Origin of the sequence: Collinsella aerofaciens (assembly GCF_002736145.1) — a bacterium.
GTDB lineage: Bacteria > Actinomycetota > Coriobacteriia > Coriobacteriales > Coriobacteriaceae > Collinsella > Collinsella aerofaciens_A.
Window position 1 is genome coordinate 1,706,728 of record NZ_CP024160.1, and the last position, 14,710, is coordinate 1,721,437.

Here is a 14,710-nt window from a genome sequence, read left to right on the forward strand (position 1 = left end):
TACCGCGGCACAGTCTTGACTGTGCTCGCGATCAGATGCTCCTCACTCATAATTAAGTGAATTCTTCTTGTTTGGATCGGATGAATGATTGCTATCATTCTGTCTTTAAATCGCAGAAAAGAATCGAGTCTGGAAGATTCGGATCTTCCATCTCTCTCCTATCGCTATGCGGCTCTCAAGGTACGCGGGTGCGACCCCGGGGACCGGGTGCTGCGGGGAATCATCCGTGGCGGGACATCTACCGGACGGGCTCCTGCCCTCTATTCGAGTTAAAGTGTTTCTCTCTAAGAATGTATCTCCCTAGAAAGGAGGTGATCCAGCCGCACCTTCCGGTACGGCTACCTTGTTACGACTTCACCCCCCTCACCCTCCACACCTTCGGCGCCTCCCCCCTTGCGGTTGGGCCGGCGACTTCGGGTGCAGACGACTCGGGTGGTGTGACGGGCGGTGTGTACAAGGCCCGGGAACGCATTCACCGCGGCATGCTGATCCGCGATTACTAGCAACTCCGACTTCATGGGGGCGGGTTGCAGCCCCCAATCCGAACTGGGGCCGGCTTTCCGGGATCCGCTCCCCCTCGCGGGGTGGCATCCCTCTGTACCGGCCATTGTAGCACGTGTGCAGCCCAGGGCATAAGGGGCATGATGACTTGACGTCGTCCCCGCCCTCCTCCGCCTTGACGGCGGCGGTCCCGCGTGGGTTCCCGGCATCACCCGATGGCAACACGCGGCGGGGGTTGCGCTCGTTGCGGGACTTAACCCAACATCTCACGACACGAGCTGACGACAGCCATGCACCACCTGTATGGGCTCCTCTCGGCCACGGGGTCTCCCCCGCTTCACCCATATGTCAAGCCCTGGTAAGGTTCTTCGCGTTGCTTCGAATTAAGCCACATGCTCCGCTGCTTGTGCGGGCCCCCGTCAATTCCTTTGAGTTTTAGCCTTGCGGCCGTACTCCCCAGGCGGGACGCTTAATGCGTTGGCTGCGGCACGGGGGGATCGTCCCCCCACACCTAGCGTCCATCGTTTACGGCTGGGACTACCAGGGTATCTAATCCTGTTCGCTCCCCCAGCTTTCGCGCCTCAGCGTCGGTCTCGGCCCAGAGGGCCGCCTTCGCCACCGGTGTTCCACCCGATATCTGCGCATTCCACCGCTACACCGGGTGTTCCACCCTCCCCTACCGGACCCAAGCCGCGGAGGTTCCGGGGGCTTCGGGGGGTTGAGCCCCCCGCTTCGACCCCCGGCCTGCCGGGCCGCCTACGCGCGCTTTACGCCCAATGAATCCGGATAACGCTCGCCCCCTACGTATTACCGCGGCTGCTGGCACGTAGTTAGCCGGGGCTTCTTCTGCAGGTACAGTCTTGACTCTTCCCTGCTGAAAGCGGTTTACGACCCGAAGGCCTCCGTCCCGCACGCGGCGTCGCTGCGTCAGGGTTCCCCCCATTGCGCAAGATTCCCCACTGCTGCCTCCCGTAGGAGTCTGGGCCGTGTCTCAGTCCCAATCTGGCCGGTCGGTCTCTCAACCCGGCTACCCGTTGTCGGCACGGTGGGCCGTCACCCCGCCGTCTACCTGATGGGCCGCGGAGCCATCCCCTCCCGTCGGGGCTTTAGCCGGGGTGCCATGCGGCACCCCGGGGTATCCGGTATTACCCGTCCTTTCGGGCGGCTATCCCGGGGGAGGGGGCAGGTTCTCCACGTGTTACTCAGCCGTTCGCCACTCGCTTCCATCCGAAGATGGGTGCCGTTCGACTTGCATGTGTTAGGCGCGCCGCCAGCGTTCATCCTGAGCCAGGATCGAACTCTCCGTCCAAAATGTATGGGCTTCGAGCCCGTCCGGTCCTCTCAGTTCATCGCTGATCGGTTCCGTTCGATTCATATGGTTTTAGTATAGGAAAAGGAATTTCTCGGGGCCGCCTCTCGGCGGCCTTGCGAAAAACAAATCCAAGTTAGACCATTTCAAATGGTTCGATGTCTGCCCGGATGCGACACTGAAGTAAGTGTCCATCCTCGCAGTATCCGGTTCTCAAGGTGCACGCCTGGCGGCTGGTCCGGTCCGACCGGGCCGCGCGGCAAGGAGATATATTGCCAGACCGGAGGGGCGCCGGGGGCGGGAATCTGGGCGTACACATTTCCTACACAGTTTGGGATTCTCAGCTGTATTTACCAGTAATAAAGAGGGGACCTCGTTTCCGAGATCCCCTCCTCCGTCTATCTATAGAAATTGGCTTTCAAAGCCTTAGGCCAAGAGCTTGCGACCGGACTCCTCGATCGCGTCAAGTGCTGCATCAGCCTCGGCGGCATCCGCGCCCTTAGCGAAGATGTACAGCTTAATCTTGGGCTCGGTGCCAGAAGGACGGACGATACCCTTGTTGCCACCCTCGAGATCGAACTCAATGACATTAGCCTTCGGCAGGCCGTTCACGCAGGTGTTGTAATCCACGACGGCCTCAATCTTGGACCCAGCAAGCTCCGCAGGCGGGTTCTCGCGCAGACCGGCCATGATGCCGGCCATCTTTGCCGCACCCTCAGCACCCGGATAGCTCAGCGAAATCGTCTTATTGTGGTAGTAGCCATACTTCTCGTACAGCTCGTGCATCGCGTCGGCGAGGTTCTTACCCTGCAGCTTGTAATACTGAGCCATCTGGCAAATCAGCAGCGAAGTGCTCACAGCGTCCTTGTCGCGCACGTGGTCGCCAGCCAGATAGCCGTAGCTCTCCTCGAAACCGAAGACAAAGCGATCGACCTCGCCAGCATCGGAAAGAGAAGTAATGATGTCGCCGATGTACTTGAAGCCCGTCAGGCAGCGGCGGAGCTCAAAACCGTACTCGTCGGCCAGAGCGTCAACCATGGCGGAAGAAACGATAGTAGTAACGGCAACCTTCTTAGTAAGGTCCTCACCGCGGGCAGCACGGGTCTTGCAGATATAGTCGAGCAGCAGAACGCCCATCTCATTGCCAGTCAGCAGCAGATAGTCATCGCCATTCTTAACGGCAACGCCAACACGGTCGGCGTCGGGATCGGTTGCAAGCAGCAAATCAGGGTGAACCTGCTCACAGAGATCGATACCCTTCTGCATGGCCTGACGGATCTCGGGGTTAGGATACGGGCAGGTCGGGAAATCGCCGTTAGGCTCCTTCTGCTCGGGAACAACCGTGACATCGGTGATGCCAGCGCGCTCGAGAACCGTCGTGACGGGAATGAGGCCGGTGCCGTTGAGCGGAGTGTAGACGAGCTTAAGCGGAGCGCCAGCGATCTCCTCGGCAGAAAGGTTAGTCACGCCGCGGGCGAGAACGGCGTCGTAATAGCGCTCGAGGCACGAGTCATCGATCCATTTGACCAGACCCTGCTCAAGAGCCTCATCGAAGTCCATGGACTTCACGCCGGTGAACGTATCGGTCTCGGCGATAGCCTTAGAAATTGCATCGGCGGCCTCGCTGGTGATCTGGCAGCCGTCGGGGCCATAGGCCTTATAGCCGTTATAAGGAGCCGGATTATGACTAGCGGTCATGCAAATGCCACCGGAGCACTTAAGGTCGCGGACGGCCCAGGAGAGCGTCGGCACAGGAGAAATCTTGGGATACACGAGGGCAGTCACGCCGTTTGCTGCAAGAATGGCAGCCGTCGTCTTGACGAACAGCTCACCTTTATTGCGGCTATCGCGAGCGATGGCGACCGTCGGATGCTCAAAGGTCGCATTGAGGTAGTCAGCGAATCCCTGGGTCGCACGACCGACCGTATAGATATTCATACGGTTAGTGCCCGCACCGATAGTGCCGCGAAGGCCGGCAGTACCGAAGGCGAGATCCTGGAAGAAAGCGTCGGTGATGGCGTCCTCATCACCCTGCTCCTTCATCGTGTTGAGCTCAGCGAGGAGCTCCTCGTCCTTGACATTGGCAATCCAAGTATCAAGCAGCTCATGAACATCTGCCATGTGAGTCCTTCCGTCACAATCAATAAAACGACCCGTGTAAAAACAGGACAAGCGCAGCAGTGCGCTAAAGCAAATATTAGTCCATTGAGAACAGAGAACCGGCCAAAGAACGGTGAACGTCTATATTCAGCGGTGGATGATTAAATTGATTTAATTGCATAAGGAATGTTGCCCGTAAACGCAAAAAAGGGGGAGGCCGCGAGGCCTCCCCCTTCTCAGTTCAAGCGTACGGCTCGGTGCCGTCCACCGGTCAGCGGCGCCCTGGCCTCCCACGGGCTGACCCCGCAGTACTCTCGGCGCGATGGGGCTTAGCTTCCGGGTTCGGAACGGGACCGGGCGTGCCCCCCATGCTCTGGCCGCTGACCGGTGGGCGGCGCCCACCGTTACGGTGTCCGGTGTCTACTCACGTGCCCTGGGGGCCGCATGGCGCATAGGAAAGTATGACTCGGGGGCATCCTCGTGCCCGGACCGCGCGCATGAGCGCTCAGTCCCGCGGGCCGCGAGGTGCGGTTCCGGAAGAGCTCGGGCGATTAGTGCGGCTCGGCTGAGGCTGTCGCCAGCCTTGCACCTGCCGTCTATCGACCAGGTAGTCTACCTGGGCCCTTACCGGAAGGAGAACTAATCCCTGGAACGGCTTCCCGCTTAGATGCCTTCAGCGGTTATCCGCGCCGCACGCGGCTACCCGGCCGTGCCGTTGGTCGACAACCGGTTCACCGGAGGTGCGTCCACCCCGGTCCTCTCGTACTGGGGGCAGCCTCCATCGATTCTCCTGCGCCCACGGAGGATAGGGACCGAACTGTCTCACGACGTTCTGAACCCAGCTCGCGTACCGCTTTAAACGGCGAACAGCCGTACCCTTGGGACCTGCTCCAGCCCCAGGATGCGATGAGCCGACATCGAGGTGCCAAACCTTGCCGTCGATGTGGACTCTTGGGCAAGATCAGCCTGTTATCCCCGGAGTACCTTTTATCCGTTGAGCGACGGCCCACCCACTCGGGGCCGCCGGATCACTAGAGCCTGCTTTCGCACCTGCTCGGCTTGTGGGCCTCGCAGTCAAGCCCGCTTGTACTCTTGCATTCAAAAGGACGGTTGCCGACCGTCCCGAGCGGACCTTCGCGCGCCTCCGTTACCCTTTAGGAGGCGACCGCCCCAGTCAAACTGCCCGCCTGGCACGGTCCCCGAGCCGGTTGACGGCCTCGGGTTAGGACGCCGGTCGCGCGAGGGCAGTATTCCAAGGGCGGCTCCCCGGGGGCTGGCGCCTCCGGATCTGTGCCTCCTGCCTATCCTCTACACGCGGGACCAGCGGCCAATGCCAAGCTGCAGTGAAGGTTCACGGGGTCTTTCCGTCCTTCCGCGGGTAAGTCGCATCTTCACGACCAGTGCAATTTCACCGGGTCCATGGTCGAGACAGCGCCCAAGTCGTTGCGCCTTTCGTGCAGGTCGGAACTTACCCGACAAGGAATTTCGCTACCTTAGGACCGTTATAGTTACGGCCGCCGTTTACCGGGGCTTGGCTTCGGGGCTTCGCCTTGCGGCTAACCCCTCCGCGTGACCTTCCGGCACCGGGCAGGCGTCAGACCCTATACGTCGCCTTGCGGCTTCTGCAGAGTCCTGTGTTTTTGGTAAACAGTCGCTTGGGCCTCTCCACTGCGGCCCGCCTCCGCTCCCCGGGCAAGCCGGTTCACGTACGCGCGGGCACCCCTTCTCCCGAAGTTACGGGGCCATTGTGCCGAGTTCCTTGACCATGGTTGACCCGATCGCCTCGGTATGTTCTACCCACCCACCTGTGTCGGTTTGCGGTACGGGCGCGCACGCGCCTGCCTAGGGGTTTTTCTAGGGACCTCGGGCTCACTCGCTTCGCTCAATCGCTTCGTCCGGAGCCTCGCCCTCGTGCGGACCGGATTTCCCTGGTCCGCGGGCCGCGCTCCATCACGGGGACGTCCAGAACCCCGCCGAGCCACCCCCATCCGTCGCCCCGTCGGTCGTAGCGCCGCGTGCGCGGTGCAGGAATGTCTGCCTGCTGCGCGTCGGCTACGCCTACCGGCCTCGCCTTAGCCCCCGACTGACCCTGGGAGGATTAGCCTTGCCCAGGAAACCTCGGGTTCACGGCGGACGAGTTACTCTCTCGTCTCTCGCTACTCATGCCAGCATTCTCACTCCCATGCGCTCCACCGTCGGTCGCCCTCCGGCTTCTCCGCCCATGGGAAGCTCCCCTACCGATTCTACTTAGGTAAAATCCCGCCGCTTCGGTGTCCAGCTTAGCCCCGTGTATTGTCGGCGCATGTCCACTCGACCAGTGAGCTGTTACGCACTCTTTGAATGCATGGCTGCTTCTAAGCCAACATCCTGGTTGTCTGGGCGGACGCACATCCTTTGCCACTCGGCTGGAACTTGGGGACCTTAGCGGGCGGTCCGGGCTGTTTCCCTCTCGAGCACACAGCTTAGCCCACATGCTCTGACTGCCGCGCTCTGGGCCGCCGGCATTCGGAGTTCGGTTGGATTCGGTAGGCGGCGAAGCCCCCTCGTCCATCCGGTGCTCTACCTCCGGCGGTGAACGCGCGACGCTAGCCCTAAAGCTATTTCGGGGAGAACGAGATATCTCCGGGTTTGATTGGCCTTTCACCCCTATCCGCAGGTCATCGCCGCCGTTTTCAACCGACGTGCGTTCGGCCCTCCACGGGGTCTTACCCCCGCTTCAGCCTGCCCACGGATAGCTCACCCGGCTTCGCGTCCGCGGCGCGGGACTCAAGTCGCCCTGTTAAGGCTCGCTTTCGCTCCGGCTCCCTTTCGGTTAACCTCGCCCCGCGCCAGCGACTCGCTGGCTCATTCTACAAAAGGCACGCCGTCACACCACAAGGGTGCTCCGACTGCTCGTGGGCGCACGGTTTCAGGTACTGTTTCACTCCCCTCCCGGGGTGCTTTTCACCTTTCCCTCACGGTACTGGTGCGCTATCGGTCACAGGGTAGTACTCAGGCTTGGATGGTGGTCCACCCAGGTTCGGACCGGGTTTCACGTGCCCGGCCCTACTCAGGGACCGCGTCGCGCCGTCCGGTCTGGGTTCGCGTACGGGGCTGTCACCCGCTGCGGCCGGCCCTCCCATGCCGTTCCGCTCCCCAGCCGGACCTGCGCCCGGGGGCGGCAGCCCCCGGATGCGCGGCCCTGCAACCCCGTCGGCGGAACCCCTGCCGGGTATGCCCGCTCGACGGTTTGGCCATCGGTCCCCTTTCGCTCGCCGCTACTCGGGGAGTCTCGAGATTGATTTCCTCTCCTCCGGGTACTTAGATGTTTCAGTTCCCCGGGTTGTCCTCCCCCCGCCTATGTGTTCAGCGGGGGGATATGCACACTGCTGTGCATGGGTTCGCCCATTCGGAGACCCCCGGGTCGAAGGATGTGTGCTCCTCGCCGGGGATTATCGCAGCTTGCCGCGTCCTTCATCGGCTCCCTGTGCCAAGGCATCCGCCGTGCGCCCGTGGTATCTTGCGGGACCGCATCGGGCCCGCGGGATATCCACGTGTCGCTAATTAAGTCAATTAATCGATATCATGAATAGCGCTCGTATGTCGCAATTCGGGTATCTCATACCGCGGCACAGTCTTGACTGTGCTCGCGATCAGATGCTCCTCACTCATAATTAAGTGAATTCTTCTTGTTTGGATCGGATGAATGATTGCTATCATTCTGTCTTTAAATCGCAGAAAAGAATCGAGTCTGGAAGATTCGGATCTTCCATCTCTCTCCTATCGCTATGCGGCTCTCAAGGTACGCGGGTGCGACCCCGGGGACCGGGTGCTGCGGGGAATCATCCGTGGCGGGACATCTACCGGACGGGCTCCTGCCCTCTATTCGAGTTAAAGTGTTTCTCTCTAAGAATGTATCTCCCTAGAAAGGAGGTGATCCAGCCGCACCTTCCGGTACGGCTACCTTGTTACGACTTCACCCCCCTCACCCTCCACACCTTCGGCGCCTCCCCCCTTGCGGTTGGGCCGGCGACTTCGGGTGCAGACGACTCGGGTGGTGTGACGGGCGGTGTGTACAAGGCCCGGGAACGCATTCACCGCGGCATGCTGATCCGCGATTACTAGCAACTCCGACTTCATGGGGGCGGGTTGCAGCCCCCAATCCGAACTGGGGCCGGCTTTCCGGGATCCGCTCCCCCTCGCGGGGTGGCATCCCTCTGTACCGGCCATTGTAGCACGTGTGCAGCCCAGGGCATAAGGGGCATGATGACTTGACGTCGTCCCCGCCCTCCTCCGCCTTGACGGCGGCGGTCCCGCGTGGGTTCCCGGCATCACCCGATGGCAACACGCGGCGGGGGTTGCGCTCGTTGCGGGACTTAACCCAACATCTCACGACACGAGCTGACGACAGCCATGCACCACCTGTATGGGCTCCTCTCGGCCACGGGGTCTCCCCCGCTTCACCCATATGTCAAGCCCTGGTAAGGTTCTTCGCGTTGCTTCGAATTAAGCCACATGCTCCGCTGCTTGTGCGGGCCCCCGTCAATTCCTTTGAGTTTTAGCCTTGCGGCCGTACTCCCCAGGCGGGACGCTTAATGCGTTGGCTGCGGCACGGGGGGATCGTCCCCCCACACCTAGCGTCCATCGTTTACGGCTGGGACTACCAGGGTATCTAATCCTGTTCGCTCCCCCAGCTTTCGCGCCTCAGCGTCGGTCTCGGCCCAGAGGGCCGCCTTCGCCACCGGTGTTCCACCCGATATCTGCGCATTCCACCGCTACACCGGGTGTTCCACCCTCCCCTACCGGACCCAAGCCGCGGAGGTTCCGGGGGCTTCGGGGGGTTGAGCCCCCCGCTTCGACCCCCGGCCTGCCGGGCCGCCTACGCGCGCTTTACGCCCAATGAATCCGGATAACGCTCGCCCCCTACGTATTACCGCGGCTGCTGGCACGTAGTTAGCCGGGGCTTCTTCTGCAGGTACAGTCTTGACTCTTCCCTGCTGAAAGCGGTTTACGACCCGAAGGCCTCCGTCCCGCACGCGGCGTCGCTGCGTCAGGGTTCCCCCCATTGCGCAAGATTCCCCACTGCTGCCTCCCGTAGGAGTCTGGGCCGTGTCTCAGTCCCAATCTGGCCGGTCGGTCTCTCAACCCGGCTACCCGTTGTCGGCACGGTGGGCCGTCACCCCGCCGTCTACCTGATGGGCCGCGGAGCCATCCCCTCCCGTCGGGGCTTTAGCCGGGGTGCCATGCGGCACCCCGGGGTATCCGGTATTACCCGTCCTTTCGGGCGGCTATCCCGGGGGAGGGGGCAGGTTCTCCACGTGTTACTCAGCCGTTCGCCACTCGCTTCCATCCGAAGATGGGTGCCGTTCGACTTGCATGTGTTAGGCGCGCCGCCAGCGTTCATCCTGAGCCAGGATCGAACTCTCCGTCCAAAATGTATGGGCTTCGAGCCCGTCCGGTCCTCTCAGTTCATCGCTGATCGGTTCCGTTCGATTCATATGGTTTTAGTATAGGAAAAGGAATTTCTCGGGGCCGCCTCTCGGCGGCCTTGCGAAAAACAAATCCAAGTTAGACCATTTCAAATGGTTCGATGTCTGCCCGGATGCGACACTGAAGTAAGTGTCCATCCTCGCAGTATCCGGTTCTCAAGGTGCACGCCTGGCGGCTGGTCCGGTCCGACCGGGCCGCGCGGCAAGGAGATATATTGCCAGACCGGAGGGGCGCCGGGGGCGGGAATCGCGCACTCCATATTTTGTTCACAAATGAATAGGTCCCTCAGTCGCATCACTGAGGTTAAAACTGAAGCATTGGCTTCTGATATTGGCGATGACCAGCTGGTTTATAGGTGTTAAGGCATCGGTCATCTCTGGAGCGCCACTTTACTCCAAAAGCATCAGCTATTTGTTTCCCGTCGGTAAAAGGCAGGTTTTGTTCGCCAAGCGTTGTTATATATAGAGAAGTTCGGGTTCGAACCCGTGTCGCGGCAACAAAAAGCGGCCGGCATCCGCCAGTCGCTTTTTTAGTCTATGGTGGGCCGTCAGTGGTTCAGCCTGCTCCGCAGGCGGCCGCTGCGGCGCTTTCGCGCCTTGCGCGCTGCGCTGGCAAACGCTCACGCGTTTACTCAGCTCCGCGCCCCGACGGGTTCGAACCCATGAAAGGGCGACAAAAAAGACGGCCAACCGAAGTTAACCGTCTCAACAATCTTTGGGTGGGCCGTCAGGGGTTCGAACCCTGGACCTTGGGATTAAAAGTCCCCTGCTCTGCCAGCTGAGCTAACGGCCCGCGGGTGGCATTGTACCACGGTCTGGGACTATTCCCAACTCCATTGACCGTTCTGGAAAATCACAACTTCACGTCCATCAGGCGTAATGCCCGTAATATCGATGTCGTCCGTGCCAATCATAAAATCGACGTGCGTGCTCGAGACGTTAACGCCATGCTCCAGGAGCTCCTCCTTGGACATGTCATACCCACCTTCGATGCATTCGGGGAAACCGACACCCAGCGCGAGATGGCAGCTGGCGTTCTCATCATAGAGCGTGTCATAGAATAGAACGCCACTTTCACGGATCGGCGTGTTCTTGGAGATAAGCGCGACCTCACCCAGATGAGCGGCACCTTCATCGGTGTCAATAATGCTCGCAAGCGTCGCCTTACCCACGCGGGCATCGTAGTCCACTACGCGGCCCGCCTCAAACTTAATCCAAAAATCGTCAACCTTGTTACCGTGGTGAATGAGCGGCATAGCCGAATACACGATACCGTCGGCACGCATACGGTCAGGCGAGGTGAAGACTTCCTCGGTGGGAATGTTGGGGAAGAAGGGGTGCCCATCGGGCGTCTTGCCCTTGCCGCCGGCCCACTCGTGACCTTTCGTCATGCCGATCGTCAGATCGGTTCCATTTGCCGAGGTGTAATGCAGGTAGTCGAAACGATTGTCGTTCAGGAAACGCAGGTTCTTTTCGAATGCGGCGTCATGGAGTTCCCAGTCGCTCTCCGGGTCCTGGCCATCGGCGCGAGCGGTGTGCAGAATCGCATTCCACAGCTTATAGATTGCAACCTCATCGGCGTCTCCCGGGAACACCTCGCGCGCCCAGGCGACGACCGGCGCGCCGGCGATGCACCACGGGTTGATGTTGTAGTCCAGTCCGCGGCGGAAGACCTTGCACTGCGTGTTCCTTGCCTTAGAAGCTGCAGCAGGCTTAGCGGGATCGATGCCCTTCAGAGCCGCAGGGTCCGCGCCCTCGATAAAGATAAAGCAGGCGCCGTCCTGGGCCAACGAATCCAGCTGCATGCGCTTCCACTCGGGCGTCTGCTCAAAATAGCTTTTCTCGACATGCTCGTACGTGAGCCTCGTCACGGCATCATCGGCCCAAATGACCGTCACGTGGCCGGCGCCGGCAGCATAGGCCTCCGCGACCACCACGCGCGCAAACGGCGCGCACTCGACCGGAGACTGAACGACGACCTCCTGGCCGGGCTTGACGTTTACGCCCTTGCGGACGACCAGGCGCGCGTAGTTTTTAATCTTGGGCTCCAGGGCCTTCATGCCCTCCAGAGCCTCTTCGACCGTCAGGGCAGCTCGAATCATGTGCCACTCCATCTATCTATAGAACAGTAAAAAGGCGCGCCGCAAAAACGACGCGCCTTATATCTTAGCGATAAGTATGTATGCAAACGCTACTTCTTCTTGGAGTCCTTCTTGTCCTCCTCGGCAGCCGAGCGCTCGATAAGAGCGTTGAGCTTATTGTCGGACATGCCCTCGGCCTGCGTGCGGTACATGTTGCGCAGGGGACGAATACGAACGAAGTCGTAGATAAAGTCACCCAAAATGACGACGTAGGACAAAACGATGCCGACCATCTGGACGGGGCTGGACACCATGCCAGCGGGAGCGAAGTACAGCGAAGCCCAAATGGCCACGACGAGCACCATGCCGATAGTGAGCACGGCCCACCAGATGCGGCGGCGCTTGGTGTAGTCCTCATCCTGCTTGAGAAGGATATTCGACACCGTGTAGATGCGGTCCTCCTTGGCGCGCTGCTTAGCCTTGCGGGCGCGCTTCTCCTCTTTAGAGAGGCCCTCGAGGTTCTCGCCCTTCTCGAGCTCTTTGCGGCGTGCCTTAGACGAAGCCGGCACGACGCGGACAGAGCTCGCTGCCTGACGGGCGGGCTTGGCGGATGCGGCGGACTTGCGCGCAACCCCGGTAACCTCGTGGGATTGCGTGCGCTTGTTCGTGGCGCTACGGGTACTCACTTATGCGTTCTCCTTCATGCTTGTGAACTGGGAGCCCGTAATGATCTGGAAGGCCTCGCGATAGCGCTCGGACGTGCCATCGATGACCTCGGCGGGCAGGTGCGGGGTCTCCCCCGTCATATCCCAGTTGGCCTTGAGCCAATTGCGGACGAATTGTTTGTCGTAGCTAGGCTGGATCTTGCCCTCCTCGTAGCTGGCAGCAGGCCAGAAACGGCTGGAGTCGGGCGTGAGGCACTCGTCGATCAGCGTGACCTTGCCATCGATGACACCGAACTCGAACTTGGTGTCGGCGATGATGATGCCACGGGTCGCGGCGTACTCGGCAGCGGCCTTGTAGATCTTGAGAGACAGGTCGCGAATCTGCGTGGCGATGTCCTCGCCAACGATCTCGCAGCAACGCTCGAACGAGATGTTCTCGTCATGGTCACCGATCTCGGCCTTCGTGGAGGGCGTGAACAGCGGTTCGGGAAGCTTGGAAGCCTCGGTCAGGCCCTCAGGCAGTTGGATGCCGCAGACGGTGCCGTTCTCGTCGTAGGTCTTCTTGCCCGAACCGGTCAGATAGCCGCGGACGATGCACTCGATAGGAATCGTCTGCGCCTTCTTGACCAGCATGGCGCGACCAGCGAGATAGTCACGGTACTCAGCAAACTCCTCGGGGAAATCCGCCGGGTCGATGGAGACGAGGTGGTTGGGAACGATGTCGGCAAACTTATCGAACCAGAATGCCGAGATGCGGTTGAGCACCTCTCCCTTAAACGGAATCTCGTCGGGAAGAATAAAGTCGAACGCAGAAATGCGGTCGGTGGCGACCATCAGCAGGTTTTCACCGGCATCATAGATATCACGAACCTTGCCACGGGAATCCGGACGACGCTCCATCGTTGTCACGTGAGTCACTCCTTACCAAAATACGACAGTAATGCGGGTTCTTTCCCGCATGTTTTCGCAAACTCGGAGCGGCAGGGACGAAACCCCTCCTTCACCGAATAGCGAAAAGCTAGTGCTCCATTGTAGTAGATGCCGCGTCCGCCGTGTGCTCGCGAGGCAGATGAATCGTAAAAGTCGTACCCTTTCCAAGCTCCGACTCCACGGAAATATAGCCATGGTGGCGCTCGACGATTTGCTTGGTCACGGCGAGGCCCACGCCCAGACCGCCCGCCTCGCGGGCGCGGCTGGCGTCGGCACGCCAAAAACGTCCGAAAATACGCGACAGGTCTTCCTTGGCGATACCGATGCCGGTATCAGAAACGGCGATGCTGACGTGTTTGCGGTCACTGAGCACCGACACCACGACCCAACCGCCCTCGGGGGTGTAGCGCATGGCGTTGCTCATGAGATTGATGACGCATTGTGTGATCATGTCGGGATCGGCTTCGACGACATCGTCGTGACCTTGGGTCTCGTCAGCAAAGCGCAAGCGCAGATCGCGGTCGACAAACAGGCGCTCCTGGGCATTGACGATGGAACGCACGAAAGGAACCATGTCCACCGGCTCAAGGTTGAGCGGAGCCGTGCTGTTTTCCATGCGCGACAGGTCGAGCATCTGCTGCACCAGACGAGCCAGGCGACGCGTCTCGGAAGCAACGGTCTCCAAATGCTCATCGTCGGTGGGATACACGCCATCCTGCATGGCCTCGACCGTTGCGAGCATGGCCATAAGCGGCGTGCGAAGCTCGTGTGCAACGTCTGAAGTCAGGCGCTTCTCGTGTTTCATATCCTTCTCGAGCGAAGTGGCCATCTCATCGAAGGTCTCACCCAGCTGATCGATCTCGTCATCACCGCGCAGTCCCGTGCGAGCCGACAGGTCGCCGTCACGGATTTGCTTTGCGGTACTGGTGATGCGATGAATCGGCTTGGTGAGCATGCGCGACACGAGCGATCCGATAGCGACCGAAATGCAGATTGCAACAACCGCGGCGAGGGCCATGGCGTTAAAGGTCTTCTCCCTAAACGCAGAGTCCGCCTTGGTGAGCAGAGCGTCGGAGCCGATGGCCCACAGCTTTACCTGTCCGACATGCTCGCCGGAAGACGTTACAATCTCGACGTTAGCAACGCTATCGGAGTCGGTTGGAGCAGACGAGACCGGGCTATGCGATGCCCTCTTGCCGCTCGTGTCGTCGGTCGTAGCCTGGTTTTCGCGTACATCGGCGGTGGCGCTTGCCGAGGGCCAGGAATCGTCATAAACGATCACGCCCTTTTTATTGACGACCTGCATGCCCAGATCGTCGGAAACCAAACTCGACGTTGCGACCGTGCGCAGTTCTCCCGCGGTCCAAGAGCCGTTTTCCTCATATGAGGTCGCCAACTTCTCGGCAGCGGAATTTGCGATTTCGACGATATTGGAGCGCGTGTAATCCGAAAAGACCGTGCCCCACACAACAGAGACCACGCCCACCAGCACCAATACCGTCATGAGCGATGTCAGAGCAAAAGCAAGTGCCATGCGCGAGGGATAGCTCATCGTTGGCCGTGAATCGGAACGAGGCGTGTTCCAACTAGCCTTGGAACCCGCCTCGCTCTCCTGCTTGTGCTTTTGTCCGATTTCAAAGCGCGCAGGTGTCATAT

5 protein-coding genes, 1 tRNA gene and 4 rRNA genes are annotated in these 14,710 nt (G+C 60.4%); all 10 read right to left on the minus strand.

Going from position 1 to position 14,710, the window contains the following annotated elements:
* Positions 1 to 304: 304 nt before the first annotated feature.
* The 10 genes from CSV91_RS07455 to CSV91_RS07500 all read right to left on the minus strand — a co-directional run bounded on the left by CSV91_RS07455 (position 305) and on the right by CSV91_RS07500 (position 14,708).
* Positions 305 to 1,810: ribosomal RNA gene (locus CSV91_RS07455) — 16S ribosomal RNA — on the minus strand.
* Between the two features lie 426 nt (positions 1,811 to 2,236).
* Positions 2,237 to 3,931, minus strand: coding sequence for a phospho-sugar mutase (locus CSV91_RS07460; RefSeq protein WP_099432391.1), 1,695 nt, complete (start codon positions 3,929 to 3,931; stop codon positions 2,237 to 2,239).
* A 248-nt stretch (positions 3,932 to 4,179) separates the two neighbouring features.
* Positions 4,180 to 4,295, minus strand: a 5S ribosomal RNA gene (rrf, locus tag CSV91_RS07465).
* Between the two features lie 146 nt (positions 4,296 to 4,441).
* Positions 4,442 to 7,415, minus strand: a 23S ribosomal RNA gene (locus CSV91_RS07470).
* 400 nt (positions 7,416 to 7,815) lie between these two features.
* A 16S ribosomal RNA gene (locus CSV91_RS07475) occupies positions 7,816 to 9,321 on the minus strand.
* Together the 16S, 23S and 5S rRNA genes form the textbook arrangement of a ribosomal RNA operon.
* Before the next feature lie 777 nt (positions 9,322 to 10,098).
* Positions 10,099 to 10,171, minus strand: a tRNA-Lys gene (locus CSV91_RS07480).
* A 28-nt stretch (positions 10,172 to 10,199) separates the two neighbouring features.
* Positions 10,200 to 11,480, minus strand: a complete 1,281-nt coding sequence (locus CSV91_RS07485; protein ID WP_099432392.1) for an aminopeptidase — start codon at positions 11,478 to 11,480, stop codon at positions 10,200 to 10,202.
* A gap of 89 nt (positions 11,481 to 11,569) precedes the next feature.
* Positions 11,570 to 12,145, minus strand: a complete 576-nt coding sequence (locus CSV91_RS07490; protein ID WP_099432393.1) for an ABC-2 transporter permease — start codon at positions 12,143 to 12,145, stop codon at positions 11,570 to 11,572.
* On the minus strand, positions 12,146 to 13,024 hold the full coding sequence (locus CSV91_RS07495) for a phosphoribosylaminoimidazolesuccinocarboxamide synthase (RefSeq protein WP_035136481.1): 879 nt from the start codon (positions 13,022 to 13,024) through the stop codon (positions 12,146 to 12,148).
* Positions 13,025 to 13,142: 118 nt separating this feature from the next.
* Entirely contained in the window at positions 13,143 to 14,708 is a 1,566-nt protein-coding gene (locus CSV91_RS07500; RefSeq protein ID WP_099432394.1) for a sensor histidine kinase, read from the minus strand.
* Positions 14,709 to 14,710: the final 2 nt, after the last annotated feature.